Genomic DNA, 23068 nt, shown 5'->3' on the forward strand with positions numbered 1-23068 from the left:
CTGCACTGGGGTAATCCAATTATTCACCCTGACTAGAAAAAAGCCCGAAGGCCTTCGATCGTCTCAGGAGACTCCATGAAGACATCATGAGAGACGTCGATTTCAGTTATTTTTAGCTCTCCCGTTAGTACTCCCTGCCAGCCAAGGTACGGGTCATAATATACTCCCCCGAGTCCCCTTCGGCCTCTGATCAAAAGAACATTGCCGTGATACTGCCTATCTATATGCTTTCGCAATAGTTTTTTGTGGAGCTCCTGAATGAAGAACGGCCGGAGGTTATAAGGGATGCGAAAGCCAAGCGCACGACAGGAGGCAACAATGCCGGCCCGCGAGTAATAAGCAATACGTGCTTTCACACTCTTCCGGATACGATTCAGTATTGATGTTTCTTCCTGGCCCAATTCATCAATATCTCTTCCATTAGGGCCAATCGTATCAAGAAGAATCACCCAGTCGACCTCTGCGCCCTCTGCCGTCAAAATATGGGCCATTTCCAGCGCAATCGTACCACCGAGAGAGCCTCCCATCAGGGTGTATGGTCCCTTATAGCCTGAGGCCAACAGTTCCTGAGCGTAGTCTTTAGCAATCAGGTGAAGGCTGTCTGGTGGCGTCGTTTTGCCGTCGAGCGCACAGGACTGAAAGCCAAGAAGTGACCGGCCCTTCTCCGTCACTTCCAGAATCCGGCGATAGCTCAGTACATTACCACCGACTGCATGCACACAGACGATCGGATGCGTATTGCCTGATCCTCCCAATTTAACCAGGCAGTTCCAGTTAGTCTGGGAAGCCCCTGAACTTCCGGTCTCAGCGTTATCAGCCTGGGGCTGGGCCCGGTCCAGTTCGCGGGCAAGCTCTCTCAGTGTTGGGTATTCCAGCAGAGTCGACAATGGGATGTCTTTCCTGAGATCTTTGGCCAAATAACCAAAAACTTCCAGCGCCTTAATGGAACTGCCACCCAGGACAAAAAAATCGTCTTCGCAATAGACATTTTCGATGCCCAGAGTCCGTTTCCAGATATTCGCCAATGTCTTTTCAGTGTGCGTTGCCGGCGGTGTCCGGTTTACCGTCGTGGACAAATCGGGGTAAAGCAAAGGGTCCGGTAAGCGTTTTCTGTCGACCTTTCCGGTCAAGCCAACTGGCAAAGCGTCCAGGCCTATCAACCGGGCAGGTAGCATATAGCGTGGAAGTTTCCTGCCCAGCCAACTCCGTAGCTTTTCAACCTCGTCACCGCAGGTGAATGCCGGAGTGACATAGCTGATTAACTGCATGTCTCCAGAAGGTGGTGTCCAGCCAACCGTGATGGAATGCTCAATACCCGGGTAAGATTCAATGATTTCATTCACCTCATCCGGTTCAATACGGAAGCCTCTGATTTTCATCTGGTTGTCGAAACGGCCCAGGAATTCGAGGGTGCCGTCACTACGCCAGCAGACTTTATCTCCGGTCCGGTAAACTCGGCCGATCTGTTTTCCAAAAGGATTTGCAATAAAGGAGCGCTCTGTGAGCTTCTGGTCCCCGATATAACCCAATGCAACGCCATCACCGCCGACGTATAGTTCGCCCGGAATTCCAATCGGGCAGTCGTTTCCTGTCTGATCCAGAACATAGACCCAGGTGTTCGCAACAGGCTTTCCAATTGGAACCGGCGACGGCACTTCGTCTGGAGACGCCATCGAGTGGCAACAGGTAAAGGTTGTATTTTCTGTAGGCCCATAGCCGTTAATCAGCGTCAGGCCAGGGTTGTTGGACAGCACCCTTTTGACCCATTTAGGTGACAAAACATCCCCGCCAGCCAGCAAGTACTTCAGCCCTGAAAATGCCGAAGGAGCATGTTCAGCCATGTAGTGAAATAATGCGGCGGTCAGCCAAAGGCAATTGACATTGCGTTCGGCCAGGACAGTGTCCAGTTGATCCATCGATGGCTGGTCATCAGGGATCACCAGAGTACCTCCGTTCAGGAGTGGCCCCCAGATTTCAAGGGTTGAGGCATCAAAGGCTACCGGCGCATACATTAGGAATCGGGTATCCGAATCCAGAGTCATGAAGTTGGTGTTGATCACCAGTCTTGCCACATTCTGATGGGTTACCTCGATACCTTTGGGGGCACCTGTTGAGCCAGATGTAAACATGACATAGGCAGGGCTTTGAGCAGACCTTCCAGTTTCCTCGCGTTCCTTGCACTCGCCAACGTTTTGCAGAGACACCTCAGACCAGCAAGCTATTTCAATGGGCAGAACAAATTGCCCCAGTCCATTTTTTTCGCCGGACTGCTCTTTGGTAACGAGAACAGCCTTGGCGCTCGCCTTATCTGAAATGTGATGCAGCCGCTCCAATGGATGCGAAAAATCCATTGGAATATAGACACAGCCAGCCCGAAGAATCCCGAGGATACCAGCCACTGTCTCCAGAGATTGTTGTGCGGGCACTGCAACCCGATCCCCCGTTTTTAAACCGGATTCCCGGAGTGACCGGGCAATGGAATCCGCGTATTTGGACAACTCTCGATAGCTCAGCGAAACATGGCGGGTTTCAATTGCCGGTGCGTCAGGGGAAGTGGCGACCTGATACTGAAAACACTGGTCTATGGTGGCATTGCGAGGGTACTCCCTGGCTTCCCCGGCCCAGTCAAGCAATTGTTTCTGTTCAGTGCTGTCAAGAAGCGGTATTTCCCTACAGAGCAGATCCTGTGTCTTGGTGACGGACTCCAGCATCACGGCATAGCGGCGCAAGAAACGTTCAATGGTCTCATAACTGAAAAGCCGGTCACTTGCCTGAAATCGCAACCTCAGCCTGTCTGGATACAGGTCAGTAAAAAGCGCCAAGTCGACTGGTGAAAAACCGACATTCACAGGCTCAGGCGTCCATCTGAGGCCCGGCGAAAGTTCACGAGGTCTATGGCTATATTCATTAAAAGAGAATATAACCTGATAGATGGGTGTCCGTGACGGGTCTCTCTCCGGATTCACCTCTTGAACAATTTCATCAAACTGAATGTGATCATGCCTCATTGCCTCTCGAGCGATCTCTGAAACCACACTCAACAACTCAGGAAATTGAAATGCGTCCTGAGACTTCAACCTGAGCGGTATGGTGTTCATGAAAAGACCGGCCATGTCCCCAGGCCATTGCGGCTCTCTCCCACTGACTGGGGTTCCGATTACGTACTCTTCCTGGCCGGAGTGCCGGTTCAACCAGACAAGATAGATAGTCAGGAACACCATGAATGGCGTGGAATGGAGGCGCTTCGCAAGATCCCGGACCAAATCCGCCGTTCGAATGGGCAAGTCTAAGAAGGCTTCTTTGCCCGAGTAGTCTGTTTTGGCTGGCCGGGGGAAATCCGTCCTGATATCGAATGGCTGTACCTGTGGTGTCGACAGTAAATGATCAACCCAGAATTGCAGACCTTTCCTGTCTTTCAATGGCTGGCTATTCAGGTAAGTCAGATAAGCTGTATCCTGTTTGAGCGGCTTCCCGGCCTTTCCCTCACCGTTCTGATAGAAATCCGCCAATTCCTTCCATAGCAGCGTCTCCGAAAGACCATCGATGATGAGATGGTGAGCGACAAACTGTATAACATTCCGCCCGACGCCATCGGTATAGACGACGAAGCGGATAAGTGGCTCGCTGAAAAAACGAAAGCTGCGAGTAGCTTCTTCATGCAGAACGGTCGGTAACGTGTTCCAGAATGACTCTTTGTCGTCGCTGAATGATACCTCTCGCAGTGGCGCATCTACGCGTTCCAAAACCTTCCACGTCAAGTCCTGCTCGCTTTCAACCACCATTCTGAACGCGACGTGTTTATCGATTACCTTCTGAATAGCCTGTTTTAACTGAGCCAGGTCCAACTTTCCTTCGATCCGGTAGGCTTCGGATTCGTTGAATATGCCTTCTGAGTTCCCCGATAGTACGATGTACCACATACGCTTCTGAGCGGAAGAAAAGGGAATGCCTGTCACGCCAGGGTATTCGTAAGGCCCAACATCAATGCCTCGTGTGGTTTCCGTACCTGTGTTTAACAGTCGGCAGTGGTCAGCAAGGGAGCTTTGAACGATCAATTCAACAGGCCTGATGTACCGCCCGGTTTCATCGGACAGTGCCACGCTCAACTGCGCCGCCATCAGTGAATGCCCTCCCATGGCCAGGAAGTCATCCGTTTCCTGGGTCGGCCCGACGCCCAGCAAGCGCTTCCAGTGGCGAGCAATCGTTGCCATCAGAGGATCAGCAAACTCGCCAACTGAAACATGCTGGTTCGCATACTCATCTTCTACCAGACGCCTCAGTGCCTTGCGGTCAATCTTCCGGTTCGGCGTTTTCGGCAGTTCGGAATACCATCGCCAGACCCTCGGGATCATGTAGTGGGGCAATTTTTTCGAAAGCGCGGCCTCTATCTGACGAGGATCACCTGCGGCGCCGGATTCTATGCATCCGACCAGTACAGTCTCACCTTTCGCTGGATTGGCGGCAATGACAGCGGAGTCCCCGAATTGGACAATACGCGACAATGAAGCTTCGATTTCTCCCAGCTCTACCCGGAAACCCCGGATCTTGACCTGGTTGTCCAACCGGTTAACGTAAATCAATTCGCCGCGACTATTTTCACAGACCAGGTCTCCGGTACGGTAATACCGAACGGACTTCCCGTTGTCTTCCCGAAGAACAAAACTCACTTCGTTCAGTTCCGGACGACCGTAGTAGCCGGGCGTAAGGGCAACCCCGGCAATCAACAACTCGCCTGGACACCCCTGGGGGCATGCATTATTCGATTCGTCAATGACCAGGTATTCAATATTTGGGAGCGGTGAACCCAGCGGGATATTTTCATCTTTCAGATCACTTTCTGTCACCCTGTGGCAACTGGACCAGACCGTGGCTTCAGTTGGGCCATACATATTCCAGACTTCCCCCGCGTTGGCAATGAGCCCCCTGGCCAGTCCCGAAGGAAATGCCTCTCCGCCACACAACAGTCTTTGCTGCCTTTGAGGACGCCAACCATAGTCATAGAGGAACCGCCAGGTTGCTGGCGTAGCCTGCAGGAGTGTCAGCTGGTTATCGTTGATAATTCGAGACAGAGCCTGGGGATCGAGGCTATCCTGCCTGGAGACGAGGTGAACCGTCGCTCCCGCAATAAGCGGTAGGAACAGCTCCAGAATGGAAATATCAAAAGAAATGGTCGTAAGCGCCAGCACCCGATCGGTGGCTTCAATGCCCGGTTGTTCGGCCATCGCCAGGAGAAAATTAACCATTGCGGCCCGGGTGATTGGCACGCCCTTCGGGCGCCCCGTTGAGCCGGAAGTAAATATGAGATAGGCAAGATCTTCCGCGTTCCAGCTGGGAAGCGAGTAGGACTCGGGCAGAGGCGGCCTATCTTCAGCGACCAGGCAAACAAAATGGTTGTCAGCGGGCAGTAGATGGTGACTTTTTCTGTCTGAAACGGCAATGACAGCGTCTGAATCTTCGATAATTATGGCAATACGATCCGCGGGAAAAGCGGGGTCGACTGGAACATAACAGGCGCCGGCACGCAGAATACCCAGCAGAACTGCAGGCAACTCGATGGTGCGTTCCATACACACCAGCACTTTATCCTGCTGCTTGATTCCTTTAGATCGCAACCAGCAAGCCCACTGTAGGCTCAGCCGATCAAGTTCCTGATAGGTTAGTGAGCCGTCCTTACCGATTACCGCCTGCTTATCGGGTTTATCCTGACATTGATTCAGAAACAGGTAATCAAAGGGAACATCCGGCCAGTTTCGAGAATCCGACAGCAGATCAGCTGTCGCAATTATCGAATCAGAAAGTTTGGCATCCCTTTGCACTCTTACCATGTGACATCCGATTTCATGGGAGATGTTTTACAATACCCGGACCCAGAAGCTTGCTGATCCATACAGGCATTCGCTTCCAGGCTGCAATCATAAACCGGAATTTTGGGTTGTCAGGATTTAGCTGCGGCAACTGTGAGCCTTCGGCAAGGCAATAATCCCAATGCAATGGAACCGGCGTTGCGCCCCACTGCTGTTTGAAGCGATAGGTGCCGGCGTCGCGACTGCAGCGCCCAAAATCAAACACTCTGTATTCCTGGTTCACGGCGAACTCCAGAATGTGCCAGTACATAGCCATGTTAACGCCGGTGTGATTGTATTCTCTCAAAGTCGATGCCCAAGGAATTTCCATTCGGTCACGAAAACCGGTAATGAATGCACAACCCACTGGTTTTCCATCAATACGGGCGATCACCAGGTGTGCCCTGTCACCCAAAGCCTCCAGCAGACCAATGAAAAAGCGTTTGTCGTAGACGGGAGTGCCGAGGTCCCGCATATTCCTGGCAAAAACCCGGTAAAATTCGTCAATGAGCTCGGCCCCGCCGATGGTCAGCTCGCTCGTTTCGTTACTGCCACGCTTCACCTGTGCGCGCACCTTGGGCTGGAAACTGCGCCAAAGTTCGTCTGGAGCCTCGGGCAGCGGTAGCCAGAAGGTCACCTTTCCTTTGCGCCTTGGGAGGTTTAACCCATTGTCAGAATGGTGCCTCAACTCCACATGTTCTGCGTTGCGATTACTACGCCATTCGTCCGCTGTTTTAACCAGCGAAGCGGCAACGTCTGCGTTATCGGCCAATACCCCGCCATAATTGAAGTACGGCACAGACACCATGAAGTTACCAAAAAGGCGGCTGCGTAGCTGAGCAACTGGAAGAACACCGATCACCTGCCCGTTCTGGTTCATGCAACACAAGTACTGGCAGGAATGGCCATAGTGCCGTTGTATGAACCGCAGTACCTCTGGCAGGTGCCAGATCGATGCCGCCGGATGGGCACGAACGTAGCTCTGAACTTTTTCAATAACGTCAGAGTCGGTCAGAGCATCCGTAATCTCGCCCGAAATACCGGGTTTATCCAGGATAGCCTGCGGGATCGCCGGGGTTCCCGGAGACCAGACTTCTTGCGTTGCCTCATCATTCAGAGCCTGTTTCAGGGACTTCTGGTTGGCCTTGAGCTGGGATGAAACCTGTTGGAGTTCAGAGATCAGTTCATCGCAGGCCAAACCGGCTTTCTTCGCTTCGCCGATTTGACGGCTCAGCAAACCCTTTCGGTCCTTGAGTTGGGAGATGTCGTAGCGGACCTTACCCTGTTCCGTTTTCGGTGCTTCCTGCGGGCTCATCAGCGAACTCAAACTGCTACTGGTTCAGAATCGATGTCCATCTCACCCAGCACATTTGACACGGTACCAAACCTGAAATCGCCAAGTAATTTTTCAAGTCGGTTCATGCACTTATCCAGATTGTTGTAATGTCTGAATCGTGAAAACGCGCTAACTTCAAGCTTTGGCTGGCCTGGATCGATCTCCCAGGGGTGCAGGTAAAAAATGAAGGGCTGGCCCGCCCGATTAATGCGCCCCAATCCCCAGCGGCTGAGCCAATACGGGTAAAGCCGAAAATAGCCACCACCAGCGATAGGCATCCGATAACTGCCAATCGGACAGGTTGATAAGGGGAACTCCAGCAACGTCGAACCATTGGGCGCTTTTAGCCAATAGGGTTCGCGTGGAGTTCCGGGCATGCCATAGCGGTCATGATGTACCGGAAAGATGGAAGAATCCCACGTGAAGCCTTCTTCGCAAAGAATATCCAGCGCCCATCGGGACTGGGCGGTGATCGAGTAACTTGCAGCACGATAGCCTTTGATGGCCTCACCTGTGATGTCTTCCAGAATCGCCTTGGATTTGCGGGTTTCCTCCCGGAAAACGTCTGGCGTCTGATTGTAAACGAGCTGGTGGCTATAACCGTGGCTGGCCACTTCATGCCCCGCCCTCCGGATTCTGCGTACCAGATCCGGCGAACGTTCAGCTACCCAGCCGAGCGTGAAAAATGTAGCCCGGATATCTCTCTGTTCCAGGAGCTGCAACAGCTGATCCGTGTTCTTTTCAACGCGGTATTCCATCGACGACCAGTCTTTGCGATCAACCGCCTCGGCAAGCGCAGCGACCTGAAAATAATCCTCCACATCGATGGTAAGGGCGTTTTTGATCATGTTGGTTTTACTCCAGAATTACAGAAATCGGTAGCTCAGAGAGAATAGGGCCCAGCTTTCATCGAACTCAGATGATTGCAGGTCGCTTTCCCGGAGAGAATGGCCAATCGTTGCTGTGCAATCCAGATCGGCGGTCAAGCTGTACGACAGCCCTACCGTGGCTATCACGCGCTGATCATCCTGAAGGTTGGACTCGTAGCGGAGATACTCGTAATTCACATTGCTCCGGAAGCTGAGATGGGGACGAATCGATCTATTCACACTGAACCTCAAGCCTGCAATGTTTTCCCGCTCGCTGGTCTGGAGGTAATCCGATTGGTTGCCGTAAACCTGAACCCCAGCAACCGTGCCATCGCTAAAGGTTTTGTCCAATCCGAGCTCTACCGCAGTCACTTCCACCCCGACTTCTTCCGTAAAGTCGAAATTCACATCTTCGAATTCAAGCGTGAAATCTGACGCCTGATCCGTTAGCTGGCGAGAAGCAGACACGTACAGAGACGTCGTGGGATTCACCTCCCGAGTCAGAGTAACACTTCCGACAACGCCATCGCTGCTTTGCTCGCTAGACCGAAATTGGCTTTCCCGCCTGGTGAATCCGAGGCTGGCATTGAGGCTGGTCGCTGCCCAGATGTTACTGACGTTCAGATTCAGCGAAGTTGAGTCAGTTTCTACATCGCTGTTTAACTCCTGTTGGCTGAAACTCCCGCTTATTCCTCCCGAAAGGGTGGGGCTGAACAGGTGGTTCCAGCCGAGTGACCCCAAGTATCGCTTGCTGTCTGCTACTGCAGGCTCTTCGTACTGCGTGTTCTCAAAACTGACAGAAGCGCTGATCTGATCGACAGAGGTTAGCGGAATGGTCAATACCGGGCCCGTACTGAAAAAATTCCGTCGAGATCGGTTGTCAGGCGTGTCGTTCTGACGGGAGCTGGCGAGCACTTCCGTCAGACTGTTTCTCATCCGCCAGTCCAGCCCTGGCCTCAATTCGCAGCTACCGTCAAAACCTGATTCCACAGTGGATTCAGGGTCGTAAAAGTCGTTGAGCCAGGAGGTATAACCCACCGAGGCACTGAGCTCTGACTCACACTGCCCTGGATCACTGACGTGGCGAATAGACAACTGAGCAGAGGTTTCAGTATCGGAATCCTTCTGTTCGGTTTTGCCTATGTTATCGCTGTGTCGAGCTGAAAGCGTTCCTGTGACACTCACAGGTTCTGCAACGGCCAAACTGGACACCAAGCCCGCCAACAGCAAACCGGCCAGCCTGTTTCTTGAACCCATCCATGAAACAACCGGATCAGCCATTCAGCACAGCCCCTACAAATTTCGCTGAATTCAACGAGCCCGCTGCATTCTCTATCGCACTTACTGTCAGTTTTCCATGTGGAACAACCAACAACGCATAGTCGCAAAGTTCGGTGAGAATCCTGGCGTCAGGAGATTGTGAAATCGGCGCCGTATCCAGAATAATGAAGCGATCCGGATAGCGACGCCTTACCGCCTGCAAGAACTGCTTCATTCTGAACGAGGTGAAAAACTCGGCTGGCGTTTCCCGCCGACTGCCCGCAGGGATCAGTCGCAGCCTTGGGATACCGGTGGGGTAAAGGATGCGAGCAATATCGTAATCCGGATCATCCAGAAAATCCGTCAGGCCGGCATCCGGGACAATGTCCAGATTACTGTGAATGGACGGCTCCCGGAGATTACAGTCGATCACAACGGCGGTTTTCGACTCGTCAAAGGCAAACGCCGCGGCTAGATTAAGCGCCGTGAAGGAGGAACCTGCTCCCTCGCAAGCACCCGTGACCACCATTGTGAAATTGTTGCCCCCGGATTTTTCCAACAGTTTTGTACGCAGGTTCCGGAAACGATTGATCAGCTGCCTGTTGGGAGACTCAGGGTATATGATGCGGCGCTCGTCCAGATCATCCGTGGTAAGACGCCGTGGCTCCTGCATCCGGTTGATTTGTTTACTGATAACGTATTTATCAACCGCGCCCGCTCCAAGCTCCAGAGAGCTCGGGACAAGAAGGCGAGACTCTTCCGAGCCTTCCGCCCAGACGTTCTTGCCGCCGGGATGTTCCACCTCTGGCGCTTCGACGTCCTTGCCCTTTACAGACTTGTCAGTTTTCGCCTGATCGTGTTCAGCGTCATTCATCAGATAACTCCAAGATATCTGGCTACCGCAACGCCCACGTATGCAGCCGCAGCTGCAAAGGCGAGGAATAGCAGAAAGGCTGTCGTCCGGCGATCCCTGCGTTTTTCGTAGGGAGTACGCACCGCAGGGATATGTTCCAGGACGAGCATATCCAGCTCTTCCTCGACCTGTTCGCGAGAACGCACCCGCGGATCCACCTGCGCCCAACCTACGGCTGCACCAAAGGGTGCGACAATGCCCAGTAGCAGGCCAGACAGAGCGAACATTTCAAATTTTGGACCTTCAGGTGTCCGTGGATACTGCGCCGTTTCATTAATTTGGTAATTCAGCCCCTGCCCTTCGATGTCGAGGTGCATGGAAACCCGCGCTTTTTCACGACGTTTCAGCAGGTCGTCATAGATTTCCTTGTTGACCGCCATATCTCGAGTTAATTCGGAATATTCGGCCTTGTTGGCCTGGATGCGCTGCATGCGCTTCTCCTGTTCGGCCATCAGTCGCTCGAGCGACCCGATCCTGGTTTCGATGGTTTGGATATCGGTCCGGGTGCTGACGAGCTGCGAACGCACGTCCTGATAGACGGGATTGGAGATCGTTTCCCCACCGGTGTCGGACGGCTGGGCGTCGTTTTCCTGCGCTTGATCCCTTTGTTTTCGAAGCTCGGCTATCTGCTCTTTCAGGATCGCAATATCTGGATAGCTGTCGTGATACTGCAATCTCAGCGAATCCAACTTTTCTTCCAGAGTCCGAATCCGTTGCTGATAAGCGTCTCCACTTTTTCCTTGAAGCGTTGGCTGAATGGAAGCAAGCTGCTGCTGAAGCGATGACTCCCTCGATTTAAGCTCCTCAAGCTCTAGCTCTGCCAACTCCATCTCGCTGCGCAGACGAGCCATGCGTGAGTTAGCTTCACCTTCAGTGCCATCGACATTGTCCGAAAGGAATCGCTGTAGTCGAGCCTCAACCTCACTAATCTGTCGCTCGTAACTTTTCACTTGCTTGTCAATGAAGTCATACGCAGACCGACTTTCTCTACGTCTCCTTTCGTTATTCTCTTCAATAAACGCCTGGCCAAGCTTCTGTGCAATCTTAAAGGCTTTCAGAGGCGATTGAGCCGAGAACCCGATACTGAAGTAGTTTTCTTGCCGGAGGCGTACATTCATATTGCTACGCAAATACGCGATTCGCTCCTCAAGCTTTTCCTCTGTCAGATCAACCGCTTCATCCCCGAATATACTTTTATCCCGAGCAACGCCAGTTAATACATCTCGTGTACTAAGCAATTCCGCAGCTGCGGAGGCTCTGTCGCTGATATCCGTGGGAACGGCACTGCCTTCCATGAGCGGCCGAATAATATTGCTGTCATCCACAAAGATGACGACCTCGGACTCGTACTTATAAGGCCAGACGAAGCCCGCCGCCAGCACGACAAAACTAACGCCCACGAACAACAGAAAAGCCAGGCCTTTCCTCGACCGAACTTCTCTTATAGCCTCTTTAGGTAAGTCACTGAGCGGCAACGCCATAAATATCACTCAACTGGAATATAAAGTATCAACTTTGCCTTTAAACGGCGGTTTGCCGTCGCTAGAAGTTACGCTCCGGGATAGTAAGAATATCGCCCGGCCTTAGCGTGTAGTTCGTCTTGATGTCACCGCGTTCCAGTATGTCGTTCAGGTTTACTGGAATTGCGACCACTTCCTGATCAAGCGGACGATACAGCATCGCATTGTTGCCAGAGGCGAAAGGACTGAGGCCTCCCGCGCCAAGCACCATATCCAGCACCGTCATTCCATCCCGGTGCGGAGACGACATCGGCTGCTCAACAGCGCCAGTGACTCGAACTCGATCCGTAAACTCATGACTTCCCATGGAGGTAACGACGATGCTGACCTGCGGTTCACGAATATAGGACGCCAAGCTCTGCTCAATAGAGTCAGCTAGTTGCTCGGGAGTACGACCACTGGCCTGAACATCACCGACCAGGGGCACGGAGATTTTGCCATCCGGCCGGACCGGCACCGCGGCACTCAGGTCCTGGTTACGCCAGACCGACACCCGAACTTCATCCGTAGCACCAATGACATAGGTTTCTTCCGAACTAGACGTATCAAGAGCGAGCGCCCGTTGGATCTTTTCCGGAGAAGAGGGGGATTGGCTGGCACAACCAACGATGAGAGCTGACACCAACATTAAAGACAAGCCCTTAAGAGGCGCGAACTTCCGTGACATAATGTTTCCTCTTGTTACTGAGAGCCTTTTTTGAACAATACCACTTCCACTGTCTGGATTATAACCAACAGGTCCAATAGAAGGCTTTGGTTCTTTATATAGTAAAGATCGTACCGAAGCTTCTCGCGGGTGTCTTCTTCGTTGTCAGCGTACGCGAAGCACAGTTGCGCCCACCCGGTCAGGCCTGGTTTAACGCGATGACGCTCACTGTAGAACGGGATTTTTTCGGATAATTGTTCCACGAAATAAGGCCGTTCAGGCCGCGGCCCCACAAAGGCCATGGAACCATTCAGAACGTTGAAGATCTGGGGCAATTCATCGATCCGGACTTTACGAATAAAAGCCCCCACCCTGGTTACCCTTGCATCATTTTTCGTGGCCCAGACTGCCCCGTCTTTCTCAGCATCCGTGATCATCGACCTGAATTTATGAACGTTGAACACCTTTCCGTTAAGGCCGACCCGCTCTTGGCTGTAAAAAACAGGTGATTTCAGGCCATCCTCAATTTTGATAGCAATGGCGGTAAGGACCATTAAAGGCGCACCTGCTAACAGAAGCAGTGTCGAAGCGAAGAGATCCAGTGACCGCTTGCCAATGCCAAAGACAGAGGACACGGTGAAGCCATCCGAAAACACCAACCATCCTCGTGTCACCATTTCCAGGGCTACTTTTCGAGACTCTCGTTCATAGAAGGTAGCGCCATCGACAATGCGTATGCCTTCCATCTTGCACTCAAGAAGGTCTTCCATAGGTAGGCCTTTGCGCCGGTCATCCACGGCCACAACGATCTCATTCACCGGGTTCTTCAGGATGTATTGGTGAATCGTAGTCGGGACATTCAGCAAATGATCGACCGAAACCTCTACCGGTTCATCCGGCAAAGGCACAAAGCCAGTCAAGGTAAAGCCCTTTCGATTGAAGGGCGTGCGCAAATCTTCCAGTATCTGGCGGGCGCGGAAACCCGCGCCCAGCACGAGTACTTTTCGCTTGAATCGATCTTTACCGGCCAACGCAAAAAACAGAGAGCGGAAGGCACCGAGCAAAAAGACACCAAACACCGTGCCGGTTGTCAGCACACCACTGGAACCCAGGTACCAGAGCCAGTCGGACGCAACCAAATAGGAAAAACCGCACAGCGGAATACTGACAATCAGGGAAAGGATGGTCCTGAGCATCATTCCTGACATGCCGTCCTCAATTCGGGACTGATGCACACCAAGCGAAATCATGACCAACAGGCCAGCGAGCGCAAATACCACAGCGGATGGCAGGACAAACGCCAGGTTTCCCCGGAAAAACGACCAGTCACCGAAATACTGAAAGAAAACGGCGAGCGTAAATGCGCAAACCAGTACCAGGAAGTCGATCAGGCCGAGGATCACATACGGCAGATGTATGTAGTGTCTGAACAGTCTGACGTGTGCCACGTCAACTCCTTGTGCAAATCACATCAGAAGCCGCAAGATTCCGTTGCGGCGGAGCCACCAAATTCTACTTTAAACGCTGCAAAGATCAATCGCAGTAGTAAATCTAGTCGTTTTAAAAGCAATAGGCCGGCCAGATCACTGACGTTTAGATCACCAGTTGCTCAACGAATTCGTTCACCGTCATGTCTGTCAGGCTCTGTTGATCCCTGAAGCTGGCCAATATTTGCTCACATTGCATAACCGGGAACCGAGTGCGGAGGTTTGAGAAGAATTTCGCTTCCAGCTCTGGCATGGCCTCCTCCCTGCGCCGGCGATGCCCGATGGGGTATTCGACGGCGATTTGATCAGTACTGCTGCCATCGGTAAAGAACACCTGAACCGCATTGGCGATGGAGCGTTTGTCGGGCTCCAGATATTCGCGGGTGTAACGTGGTTCCTCTACCACTTCCATCACATTCCGCAGTCTATCGATTTCCGGATGATTGTTGTGGAATTCGTCTTCGTAGTGATCGGCAGTCAAGGTTCCGAATAATAGAGGAACGGCCGTCATATACTGAAGGCAATGATCCCGGTCAGCAGCGTTGGCCAGCTCGCCCTGCTTGGAAATTATTCGAATGGCCGACTCATGAGTGGTAATCACAATCCGATCAATATCGTCGATTCTGTCTTTGACTTGCGGGTGCAGGATGACTGCCGCTTCAGCTGCGGTCTGGGCGTGAAATTCGGCAGGAAAAGACACCTTAAACAGCACATTCTCCATCACATAGCTGCCAAACCTCTGGGAAAGCGTAAAGCGACGATCCTTCTCAGGCTTGATCGCCTGATCTTTGTTGGTTTTACTGAACAGCACATCATAGAACCCCCACTGCGGCGCGGTGAGAGCACCGGGGATACCCATTTCGCCGCGAATGGCCATATCAGCAAGCCTTACCGCACGGGACGTGGCGTCACCTGCCGCCCAGGACTTTCTGGATCCGGCATTTGGCGCGTGTCGGTAGGTACGCAGGGACTGGCCATCCACCCAGGCGTGGGAAAGTGCCGACATGGTCTGATCACGGGTGGCGCCCATGAGCCTTGCACACACGGCGGTCGACGCAACCTTCACCAGAACAACATGATCCAGCCCTACCCGGTTGAACGAGTTCTCAAGGGCCAATACGCCCTGGATCTCATGGGCCATGATCATGGCTTCCAGAACCGACTTTATGGTGATGGGAGCATGGCCCTGCGAGAGACGTTTCTGGGATAGATGGTCGGCCACCGCGAGGATGGCGCCAAGGTTGTCGGACGGATGCCCCCATTCTGCCGCCAGCCAGGTGTCGTTGTAATCCAGCCAGCGTACCGTGCATCCAATGTCCCAGGCGGCTTTCACCGGGTCTAGCCGAAACTGGGTTCCAGGCACCCGGGAACCTTGAGGAACAACGGTCCCCTCAACCAGTGGGCCAAGGTGTTTGGTGCATTCCGGAAAGCGCAACGCCAGCAAACCACAGCCCAGTGTGTCCATCAGGCAATAACGCGCCGTCTGCCAGGCTTCCTCACTTTCAATCTGATAGTGAAGAACATAGTCAGCGATTTGCTGGATCAACTCGTCGTATTCAGGGCGTTGGTTCTGATCAGCGTTGGCGCTCATAACATAGGGCTCCTGATAGACAAATTTCTTGAGACGCTATGCCAGGAAAACCTTATTGGATGAAATAGTCCAGAATCCCTGACTCAGTATCCAGAATAGCTTGCCTGAATCGGTAATTGCAGGCCGTATGAACATACATTCTTTCGAATAGAGCTTTTGCTCCGACAAATCCAAGGCAGAACCCGGGCACCCCGCCCAATTTCTGGCCATACTGGGCTGTCGCCGCATTGACTGTCCATAGATCAGGATCGATAAAGCCAAGATCCAGGGAATACTCGTCCGAACGCAATCCTACGATTTTGCGTTCCTCGCCGCCCATCGCTGAATTTCTCGCATAAAAAAAGCTGGTCGAGCCATCTGGAATTCTTGTTACTCCCTCGCTACCTATAATCAAAGTTTTGGAGGCGTATTCAGACTCTTCCTCAGTCCCAGGAAGCTCCTTTTCAAACCGTAAATACGCATGTATTCCGGAAAATGCATCGATTGTTATATTAGATTCGGTTTCAAGTTTGAGTTCAGGTGTCGATGGGCCACCTAAATCAACCGTCCAGACCTCTCCTTGGGCCTCGCCGACTATTCCGGATTCCGTATTGAGGATTGCTATCAAGGTCTGATCAATTATTAGATATTTCGCGTTATCAAAACCCGCACTGAAACGGCCAGAAAAGTCAGCCAACAAATCGACCTCTCGGGTGACCTGATCAATGCCGTACACAATCTCCGTGTCTTGCAGCAGAGCCAACTGATTCTTGTAGAGCCCTGTAGAAGGAGATAAGACGGAATTAAGGGAAAGACCACTCAGCGCTGGGGTCAAAGCATCAATATCTGACTCGATAAACTGAGAAGCCGTGGCCATGAAATACCGGCCGTCCCAAAGAATGCCAAGATAACGATCATCCCTTGTAACACCTCGTGTACCGAGAGCTTTGATCACGGGCACTCGGTAGGTGCCTTTCAATTCCGTCAGCACTTCGCCTTTTGGGCTGTACAACCTTGCAACCTTTGATGAAGGCTCGGATACGACGAAAAAGTCAATGTCCCCACCCTCTGTAAAAACAACCTCGGTCAGTCGGGACCCCTTCAATCCCTTCCATACGTTGACGGTGTTCTCTTCAAAGCTTATCCCAAACGTTTTGACCGACCTCGAGCTGGACGAAAAACACTCTTCATTTGAATCCGCCAAAGTCAAATAGACGAACCCGGATGTCAGGTCCCTATCCGCGACACCAGCGAGGCCACAAGGTAAACCGTTTTTCTTAAGATTAATCAACTCGTAGGATTCGCCATCAATTCTGCTGTGGATGGTCACGCGCCCTTTTTTTGACGTTAAAACGGCTGGAGAGTATATGTCGGCAGTGTCCACACCATTTACGAACAATTCTGTCGCCGCCGTGTCCCCGTTCTGTACGATTCCTCTGGATCCAGACGTCAGATTGGTGCGATAGATAGAGAAGTTTTCACCCGTTCCCGCGAGCATGAAATCCCATTTGATGTCACCCGTTAGAGCGCTACCTGAAAGCTCAGGTTCAGGCTCCGGCGGTAACGTAAAATTGCTGTCGCTTTGAATCGTCGGTTCGGAATTGGTGCCATCACCACAACCCGCAACGGCAAGAAGAAAACAAGTCAGGAAGGCAGCCAGGGGAAATTTATGACGCAAAAACATCGCATTAACAATCCGTTACAATTTGCGTCAGTTATCGCCTTTTCCCCTGGCATTTACAAGATAGAAAACAGTGGGCTGTGAGATGCGTCGCAAGTCACGCCAGATCTTTCAGTGTTCCGGTACGCGGACCCACCCTTCCATCAAGACTCGTGCGCTACGGCTCATGATGGCTTTTTTGGCCGTCCACTCACCGTCTTGTTCGACAGCTTCCGCACCGACTTTCAATGTGCCTGAGGGATGACCAAAGGTCACTTCGGTTCGGTTACCGCCACCCGCAGCCAGGTTCACAAGAGTGCCTGGAATGGCGGCAGCGGTCGCAATCGCCACGGCTGCTGTACCCATCATGGCATGGTGAAGCTTACCCATGGACAGGGCGCGAACCAGAAGATCCACGTCTTCCATGGCAATTTTCTTTCCGCTGGATGACGTGTAACCCGCAGGATCGCCGACAAAGGCAACTTTAGGCGTGTGCTGACGGTTTGCAGCTTCCTCTGCATTCTGAATCAATCCCATTTTTACAGCGCCTGCAGCCCGGATGGTTTCAAACATCGCAAGTACATTGGGGTCGCCGTTAATCACTTCCTGCAGTTCAGTGCCCTTAAAACCGATGGCACCGGCATTCAAAAAGATGGTCGGTATACCTGCGTTGATCATCGTGGCCTGCAAGGTGCCAAGGCCCGGCACGTCCAGGTCGTCCACCAGATTGCCCGTGGGGAACATGGCGCCCTCGCCGTCGGCCGGATCCATGAATTCAACCTTGATCTCCGCTGCAGGAAAGGCCACCCCATCCAGTTCGAAATCGCCCGTCTCCTGCACCTCGCCGTTGGTGATGGGAACATGGGCAATGATGGTTTTCCGGATATTGGCCTGCCAGATGCGAACCGTGCAGACGCCGTTTTCAGGAATCCGGTCAGCAGATACGAATCCTCCGGAAATGGCAAAGGCACCAACCGCAGCGCTAAGGTTGCCGCAGTTGCCACTCCAGTCTACAAACGGCTTGTCGATGGACACCTGACCGAACAGGTAGTCCACATCATGATCCGGCTGTGTCGGCGCCGCCAGAATCACCGTTTTACTGGTACTGGATGTGGCCCCACCCATGCCGTCGGTGTGTTTCTGGTAAGGATCGGGGCTACCAATGACGCGCAACAGCAACTCGTCTCTTGCCTTGCCGGGCACCTGCGCCGCTTCGGGCAGATCCTGGAGGCGAAAGAACACGCCTTTGCTGGTACCGCCACGCATGTAGGTGGCCGGTACCTTGATCTGGGGTTTGTGCATCACGCCGCCCCCTCGGACTCCAGAAAGTCCTCGGCGAATCGTTGCAGAACGCCACCCGCTTTATAGATAGACACTTCTTCCGCCGTATCCAGACGACAAATGACCGGTACTTCGACCGACTGGCCATTGGGACGGTGTATCGTCAAAACCAGTTTTGCCCTGGGTGATACCTCACCCTGAACGTCGAAGGTTTCAGTACCGTCAATTCCCAACGTATGGCGGGTGGTGCCCTCTTCAAACTGGAGCGGCATCACGCCCATACCGACCAGATTGGTTCTGTGAATTCGTTCGAACCCTTCCGCCACGATGGCTTCTACCCCCGCAAGAGCGACGCCTTTCGCAGCCCAATCGCGGGAAGAACCCTGACCGTAATCAGCACCGGCGATGATGATCAGCGGCTGCTTGCGCTCCATGTAGGTTTCAATGGCTTCCCACATGCGAGTGACTTTGCCTTCTGGCTCGACTCGCGCCAGGGAACCCTGCTTCACGTCGCCCTTCTCATCCCGAACCATTTCATTGAACAGTTTGGGGTTGGCAAAGGTCGCACGCTGGGCGGTCAGGTGGTCGCCGCGATGAGTCGCGTAGGAGTTAAAGTCTTCCTCGGGTACACCCATTTTGTGCAGGTATTCGCCTGCTGCGCTGTTCATCAGAATCGCATTGGAAGGCGATAGATGGTCAGTGGTGATGTTGTCGGGCAACACCGCCAGCGGGCGCATGCCTTTCAGGGTTTTCTCCCCCACCATGCCACCTTCCCAATACGGCGGACGACGGATGTAGGTACTCATCGGGCGCCAGTCGTAAAGCGGATTGCTTCTGGCCTGCTCCTTCTTGGTGACATCGAACATCGGGATGTAGGTGCTGCGGAACTGCTCCGGCTTCACGCTTTCCTTCACGATGGCGTCGATTTCCGCGTCATCCGGCCAGATGTCTTTCAAGGTAACCGGGTTACCGTCCTGGTCATATCCGAGGGCGTCTTTTTCGATGTCGAACCGGATGGTCCCGGCAATGGCATAAGCCACCACCAGCGGAGGCGACGCCAGGAATGCCTGCTTGGCATACGGATGAATTCGGCCGTCAAAGTTGCGATTGCCCGAAAGTACTGCGGTGGAGTACAAATCCCGATCGATGATTTCCTGCTGGATTTTCGGGTCCAGGGCACCACTCATACCGTTGCAGGTCGTGCAGGCAAAGGCCACCACACCGAAACCGAGATTTTCCAGCTCGGACATCAGGTTGGCTTCTTCCAGGTACATCTTGACCGTTTTAGATCCCGGCGCGAGCGACGATTTCACCCAGGGCTTACGGGTCAGCCCCAGTTTATTGGCGTTACGGGCAATGAGCCCCGCAGCCACCATGTTTCGCGGGTTAGAAGTATTGGTGCAGCTGGTAATGGCCGCAATGATCACAGCACCATCGGGCATTTTGCCCTCTTCCTCTTCCCAGGCACCGGCGATACCCGCTTTGGCCAGCTCGGACGTAGGCAAGTGGGCGTGAGGATTGGAAGGCCCGGCCAACGTACGCTCCACCGAAGAAAGGTCGAACTTCAGAACCCGCTCATACTCAGCGGTCTTCAGGCTATCGGCCCACAGGCCAGTGTGCTTTGCGTATGTCTCGACCAGGGCTACCTGATCGTCTTCACGGCCCGTCAGCTTCAGGTAATCGATGGTCTGATCGTCAATGTAGAACATCGCAGCCGTGGCGCCATACTCCGGGGTCATGTTGGAAATGGTTGCCCGGTCGCCAACCGTCAGACTGTCTGCGCCCTCGCCATAGAATTCGAGGTAAGCACCCACAACACGTTCTCTGCGCAGGAATTCAGTGATAGCCAGCACCATATCCGTGCCGGTGATTCCGGGGCGGAGTTTGCCAGTCAGTTCAACACCGACGATGTCCGGCAAACGCATCATGGACGCACGGCCCAGCATCACGCTTTCCGCCTCAAGGCCACCGACACCCACAGAAATAACGCCCAGTGCATCGACCATCGGCGTGTGGCTGTCTGTGCCCACGCAGGTATCCGGGAAGGCGACGCCGTTGCGAGACTGAACCACCGGCGACATCTTCTCCAGATTGATCTGGTGCATGATGCCGTTGCCCGGCGGAATCACATCCACGTTCTCGAACGCGGTTTTCGTCCAGTTAATGAAGTGGAACCGGTCGTCGTTGCGGCGGTCCTCGACCTCGCGGTTTTTCTCGAACGCGTCTTTCTCAAAACCCGCATGTTCAACAGCAAGCGAGTGATCAACGATCAGCTGCGTTGGTACTACCGGATTCACTTTGGCCGGATCACCGCCCTTCTCGGCGATGGCGTCACGCAGGCCCGCAAGATCAACCAGTGCCGTCTGACCCAGAATGTCGTGGCACACCACTCGGGCGGGGTACCAGGGAAAGTCCAGGTCCCGTTTGCGCTCAATCAGTTGCTTCAGGGAATCCGTCAATACTTCCGGGTCACAACGGCGAACCAGCTGCTCTGCCAGAATACGCGAGGTGTAAGGAAGCTTGTCGTAAGCGCCCGGCTGAATGTCTTCAACGGCCTGACGGGTGTCGAAGTAGTCCAGGTCAGTACCGGGCAGCGGTTTGCGATAATCAGTATTCATAGATGTCTCTGTTGACCTCTTAGCGCTTGTCGATCGGCAGCCACTCGGCGTGGGCCGGGCCATTGTAATCGGCGCTCGGGCGAATGATTCGGTTGTTCTCACGCTGCTCTTTTACGTGGGCCGTCCAGCCAGACACACGCGACATCACGAAGATGGGCGTGAACAGTTCGGTGGGAATGCCCATGAAGTGATAGGCCGAGGCGTGGAAGAAGTCCGCATTGCAGAACAGTTTTTTCTCACGCCACATGACTTCTTCGCAACGAACGGACACGGGGTACAACACCGTGTCGCCGACTTCCTGAGCCAGCTTTTCAGACCACTTCTTGATGATGGCGTTGCGCGGGTCGGATTCGCTGTAGATGGCGTGGCCGAAGCCCATGATCTTTTCCTTGCGCTCCAGCATGCCCATCAGGCCTTCTTCTGCCTCATCGGGGGTCTGGAATTTCTGGATCAGGGCCATGGCTGCCTCATTGGCACCGCCGTGCAGCGGGCCACGCAATGTACCGATGGCACCGGTTACGCAGCTGTGGATATCAGACAAGGTGGACGCACACACGCGAGCCGTGAAGGTCGAGGCGTTGAATTCGTGCTCGGCGTAAAGAATCAGCGACACGTTCATGACTCGCTCATGAAGCTCGCTTGGCTTCTTGCCATGCAACAACTCCAGGAAGTGACCGCCAATGGAGTCCACATCGCTTGCAGTATCAATGCGCACGCCCTCGTGGGCGAAGCGGTACCAGTAGGTAATGATGGCGGGAAAGAGCGCCAGCATGCGGTCGATCTTGTCGTCCTGCTGGCTGAAGTCGGTCTCGGTTTCCAGATTACCCAGCATGGAGCAGCCGGTTCGCATCACGTCCATCGGATGTGCGTTTTTGGGGATGTGTTCCAGCACGGATTTCACCGCATAAGGCAGCTCGCGCAAGCTCACCAGTTTACGCTTGTAATCGGCCAGTTCCTTGCGGTTCGGCAATTTGCCACGCAGCAGCAGATACGCAATTTCTTCAAACTGGGCGTGCTCTGCCAGATCGCTGATGTCGTAGCCGCGATAGGTCAGACCGGTTCCCGATTGCCCAACGGTGCAAAGAGCCGTGACACCTGCAACCTGGCCTCTCAGGCCCGCTCCACCGAGTTTCTTTGATTCAGCCATTGTCCGCTCTCCCTATTAGTTTTTCTGCTGCTGAAACAGTTCATCCAGCTTCTGTTCGAAGTCGTGATAATTCAGAAAATCGTAAAGTTCCATCCGCGTCTGCATCAGGTCAACCACGTCTTTCTGGTCGCCCTTCTCAAGAATGTTCTCGTACACGGTCAGGGCCGCTTTGTTCATGGCACGGAAAGCACTCAAGGGATACAGAACCATGTCGGCACCGACGTCTGCCAGCTCCTTGCGATTGTATAGCGGCGTGGCTCCAAACTCGGTGATGTTCGCCAGGATGGGCACATCCAGCGCTTCTGAAAACGCCTTGTAGTGCTCCAGCTCTGTAACCGCTTCAGCGAAAATGCCGTCGGCACCAGCCTCGATACAGGCTTTCGCACGCTCGATGGCCGCGTCCAGGCCTTCTTTCTGGAAGGCATCCGTGCGGGCCATGATGAAGAAATCGTCGTCAACACGGGCATCAACGGCGGCTTTGATGCGGTCAACCATTTCTCCCTGAGAGACGATTTCCTTGTTTGGCCGGTGGCCACAACGCTTCTGCGCCACCTGATCTTCGATATGCACGGCTGCCGCGCCGGCACGCTCCATTTCACGAATGGTTCTGCCGATATTGAAAGCGCCACCCCACCCAGTATCAATGTCCACCAATAGCGGCACGCTGGACGCCGACGTAATTCGTCGAACGTCCTCCACCACATCGTTCATGGTGGTCATACCCAGATCCGGCAGGCCGAATGACGCATTCGCCACGCCACCGCCAGACAGATAAATGGCCTGATGCCCTACTTTTTGAGCCATCATGGCGGCATAGGCGTTAATAGTGCCCACTATCTGCAGTGGCTGGTTATCTTTGAGGGCCTTGCGGAAACGTGCCCCGGGGGAAAGCTGTTCAGACATGATGTGGCCTCGAAT

General features: G+C 53.5%; 14 protein-coding genes. All 14 read right to left on the bottom strand.

The genetic code is table 11. The annotated features are described in order from the left end of the window. Positions 1 to 32: 32 nt before the first annotated feature. The 14 genes from QLQ17_RS10100 to prpB all read right to left on the bottom strand — a co-directional run bounded on the left by QLQ17_RS10100 (position 33) and on the right by prpB (position 23053). The gene (locus tag QLQ17_RS10100) at positions 33 to 5825 is read right to left on the bottom strand and encodes a non-ribosomal peptide synthetase (RefSeq protein ID WP_283209458.1); all 5793 of its coding nucleotides are present in this window, start codon (positions 5823 to 5825) and stop codon (positions 33 to 35) included. 13 nt (positions 5826 to 5838) lie between these two features. After that, positions 5839 to 7158: a FemAB family XrtA/PEP-CTERM system-associated protein gene (locus tag QLQ17_RS10105; protein ID WP_283209459.1), complete on the bottom strand. Its 1320-nt coding sequence runs from the start codon at positions 7156 to 7158 to the stop codon at positions 5839 to 5841. 8 nt (positions 7159 to 7166) lie between these two features. Then, positions 7167 to 8027 (bottom strand): XrtA system polysaccharide deacetylase, encoded by an 861-nt coding sequence (locus tag QLQ17_RS10110; RefSeq protein WP_283209460.1) that lies wholly within the window; start codon positions 8025 to 8027, stop codon positions 7167 to 7169. Positions 8028 to 8045: 18 nt separating this feature from the next. Beyond that, positions 8046 to 9329 carry an outer membrane beta-barrel protein gene (locus QLQ17_RS10115; RefSeq protein WP_283209461.1) on the bottom strand — a complete coding sequence of 428 codons (1284 nt, stop codon included), beginning with the start codon at positions 9327 to 9329 and terminating at the stop codon, positions 8046 to 8048. Beyond that, positions 9322 to 10182, bottom strand: coding sequence for a P-loop NTPase family protein (locus QLQ17_RS10120; protein ID WP_283209462.1), 861 nt, complete (start codon positions 10180 to 10182; stop codon positions 9322 to 9324). Before QLQ17_RS10120 ends, QLQ17_RS10115 begins: the two co-directional genes overlap by 8 nt. Then, positions 10182 to 11702 carry an XrtA system polysaccharide chain length determinant gene (locus tag QLQ17_RS10125; RefSeq protein WP_283209463.1) on the bottom strand — a complete coding sequence of 507 codons (1521 nt, stop codon included), beginning with the start codon at positions 11700 to 11702 and terminating at the stop codon, positions 10182 to 10184. Before QLQ17_RS10125 ends, QLQ17_RS10120 begins: the two co-directional genes overlap by 1 nt. A gap of 61 nt (positions 11703 to 11763) precedes the next feature. Next, positions 11764 to 12408, bottom strand: coding sequence for an XrtA/PEP-CTERM system exopolysaccharide export protein (locus QLQ17_RS10130; protein ID WP_283209464.1), 645 nt, complete (start codon positions 12406 to 12408; stop codon positions 11764 to 11766). A 14-nt stretch (positions 12409 to 12422) separates the two neighbouring features. Then, complete coding sequence (locus tag QLQ17_RS10135; RefSeq protein ID WP_283209465.1) at positions 12423 to 13835, bottom strand: TIGR03013 family XrtA/PEP-CTERM system glycosyltransferase; 1413 nt, start codon at positions 13833 to 13835, stop codon at positions 12423 to 12425. A 145-nt stretch (positions 13836 to 13980) separates the two neighbouring features. After that, complete coding sequence (locus QLQ17_RS10140) at positions 13981 to 15465, bottom strand: bifunctional 2-methylcitrate dehydratase/aconitate hydratase (RefSeq protein ID WP_283209466.1); 1485 nt, start codon at positions 15463 to 15465, stop codon at positions 13981 to 13983. Positions 15466 to 15517: 52 nt separating this feature from the next. Further along, positions 15518 to 17128 carry a hypothetical protein gene (locus QLQ17_RS10145; RefSeq protein WP_283209467.1) on the bottom strand — a complete coding sequence of 537 codons (1611 nt, stop codon included), beginning with the start codon at positions 17126 to 17128 and terminating at the stop codon, positions 15518 to 15520. 108 nt (positions 17129 to 17236) lie between these two features. Then, positions 17237 to 18409, bottom strand: a complete 1173-nt coding sequence (gene prpF / locus QLQ17_RS10150) for a 2-methylaconitate cis-trans isomerase PrpF (protein WP_283209468.1) — start codon at positions 18407 to 18409, stop codon at positions 17237 to 17239. Continuing rightward, positions 18406 to 21003 carry a Fe/S-dependent 2-methylisocitrate dehydratase AcnD gene (gene acnD, locus QLQ17_RS10155; protein WP_283209469.1) on the bottom strand — a complete coding sequence of 866 codons (2598 nt, stop codon included), beginning with the start codon at positions 21001 to 21003 and terminating at the stop codon, positions 18406 to 18408. The genes prpF and acnD overlap by 4 nt, the downstream gene beginning before the upstream one ends. 19 nt (positions 21004 to 21022) lie before the next feature. Next, the gene (gene prpC / locus QLQ17_RS10160; RefSeq protein WP_283209470.1) at positions 21023 to 22150 is read right to left on the bottom strand and encodes a bifunctional 2-methylcitrate synthase/citrate synthase; all 1128 of its coding nucleotides are present in this window, start codon (positions 22148 to 22150) and stop codon (positions 21023 to 21025) included. 15 nt (positions 22151 to 22165) lie between these two features. After that, positions 22166 to 23053: a methylisocitrate lyase gene (gene prpB / locus QLQ17_RS10165; protein ID WP_283209471.1), complete on the bottom strand. Its 888-nt coding sequence runs from the start codon at positions 23051 to 23053 to the stop codon at positions 22166 to 22168. Between the last annotated feature and the right edge of the window lie 15 nt (positions 23054 to 23068).

The sequence above is a fragment of the Marinobacter sp. CHS3-4 genome (assembly GCF_030053415.1).
Taxonomy (GTDB): domain Bacteria; phylum Pseudomonadota; class Gammaproteobacteria; order Pseudomonadales; family Oleiphilaceae; genus Marinobacter.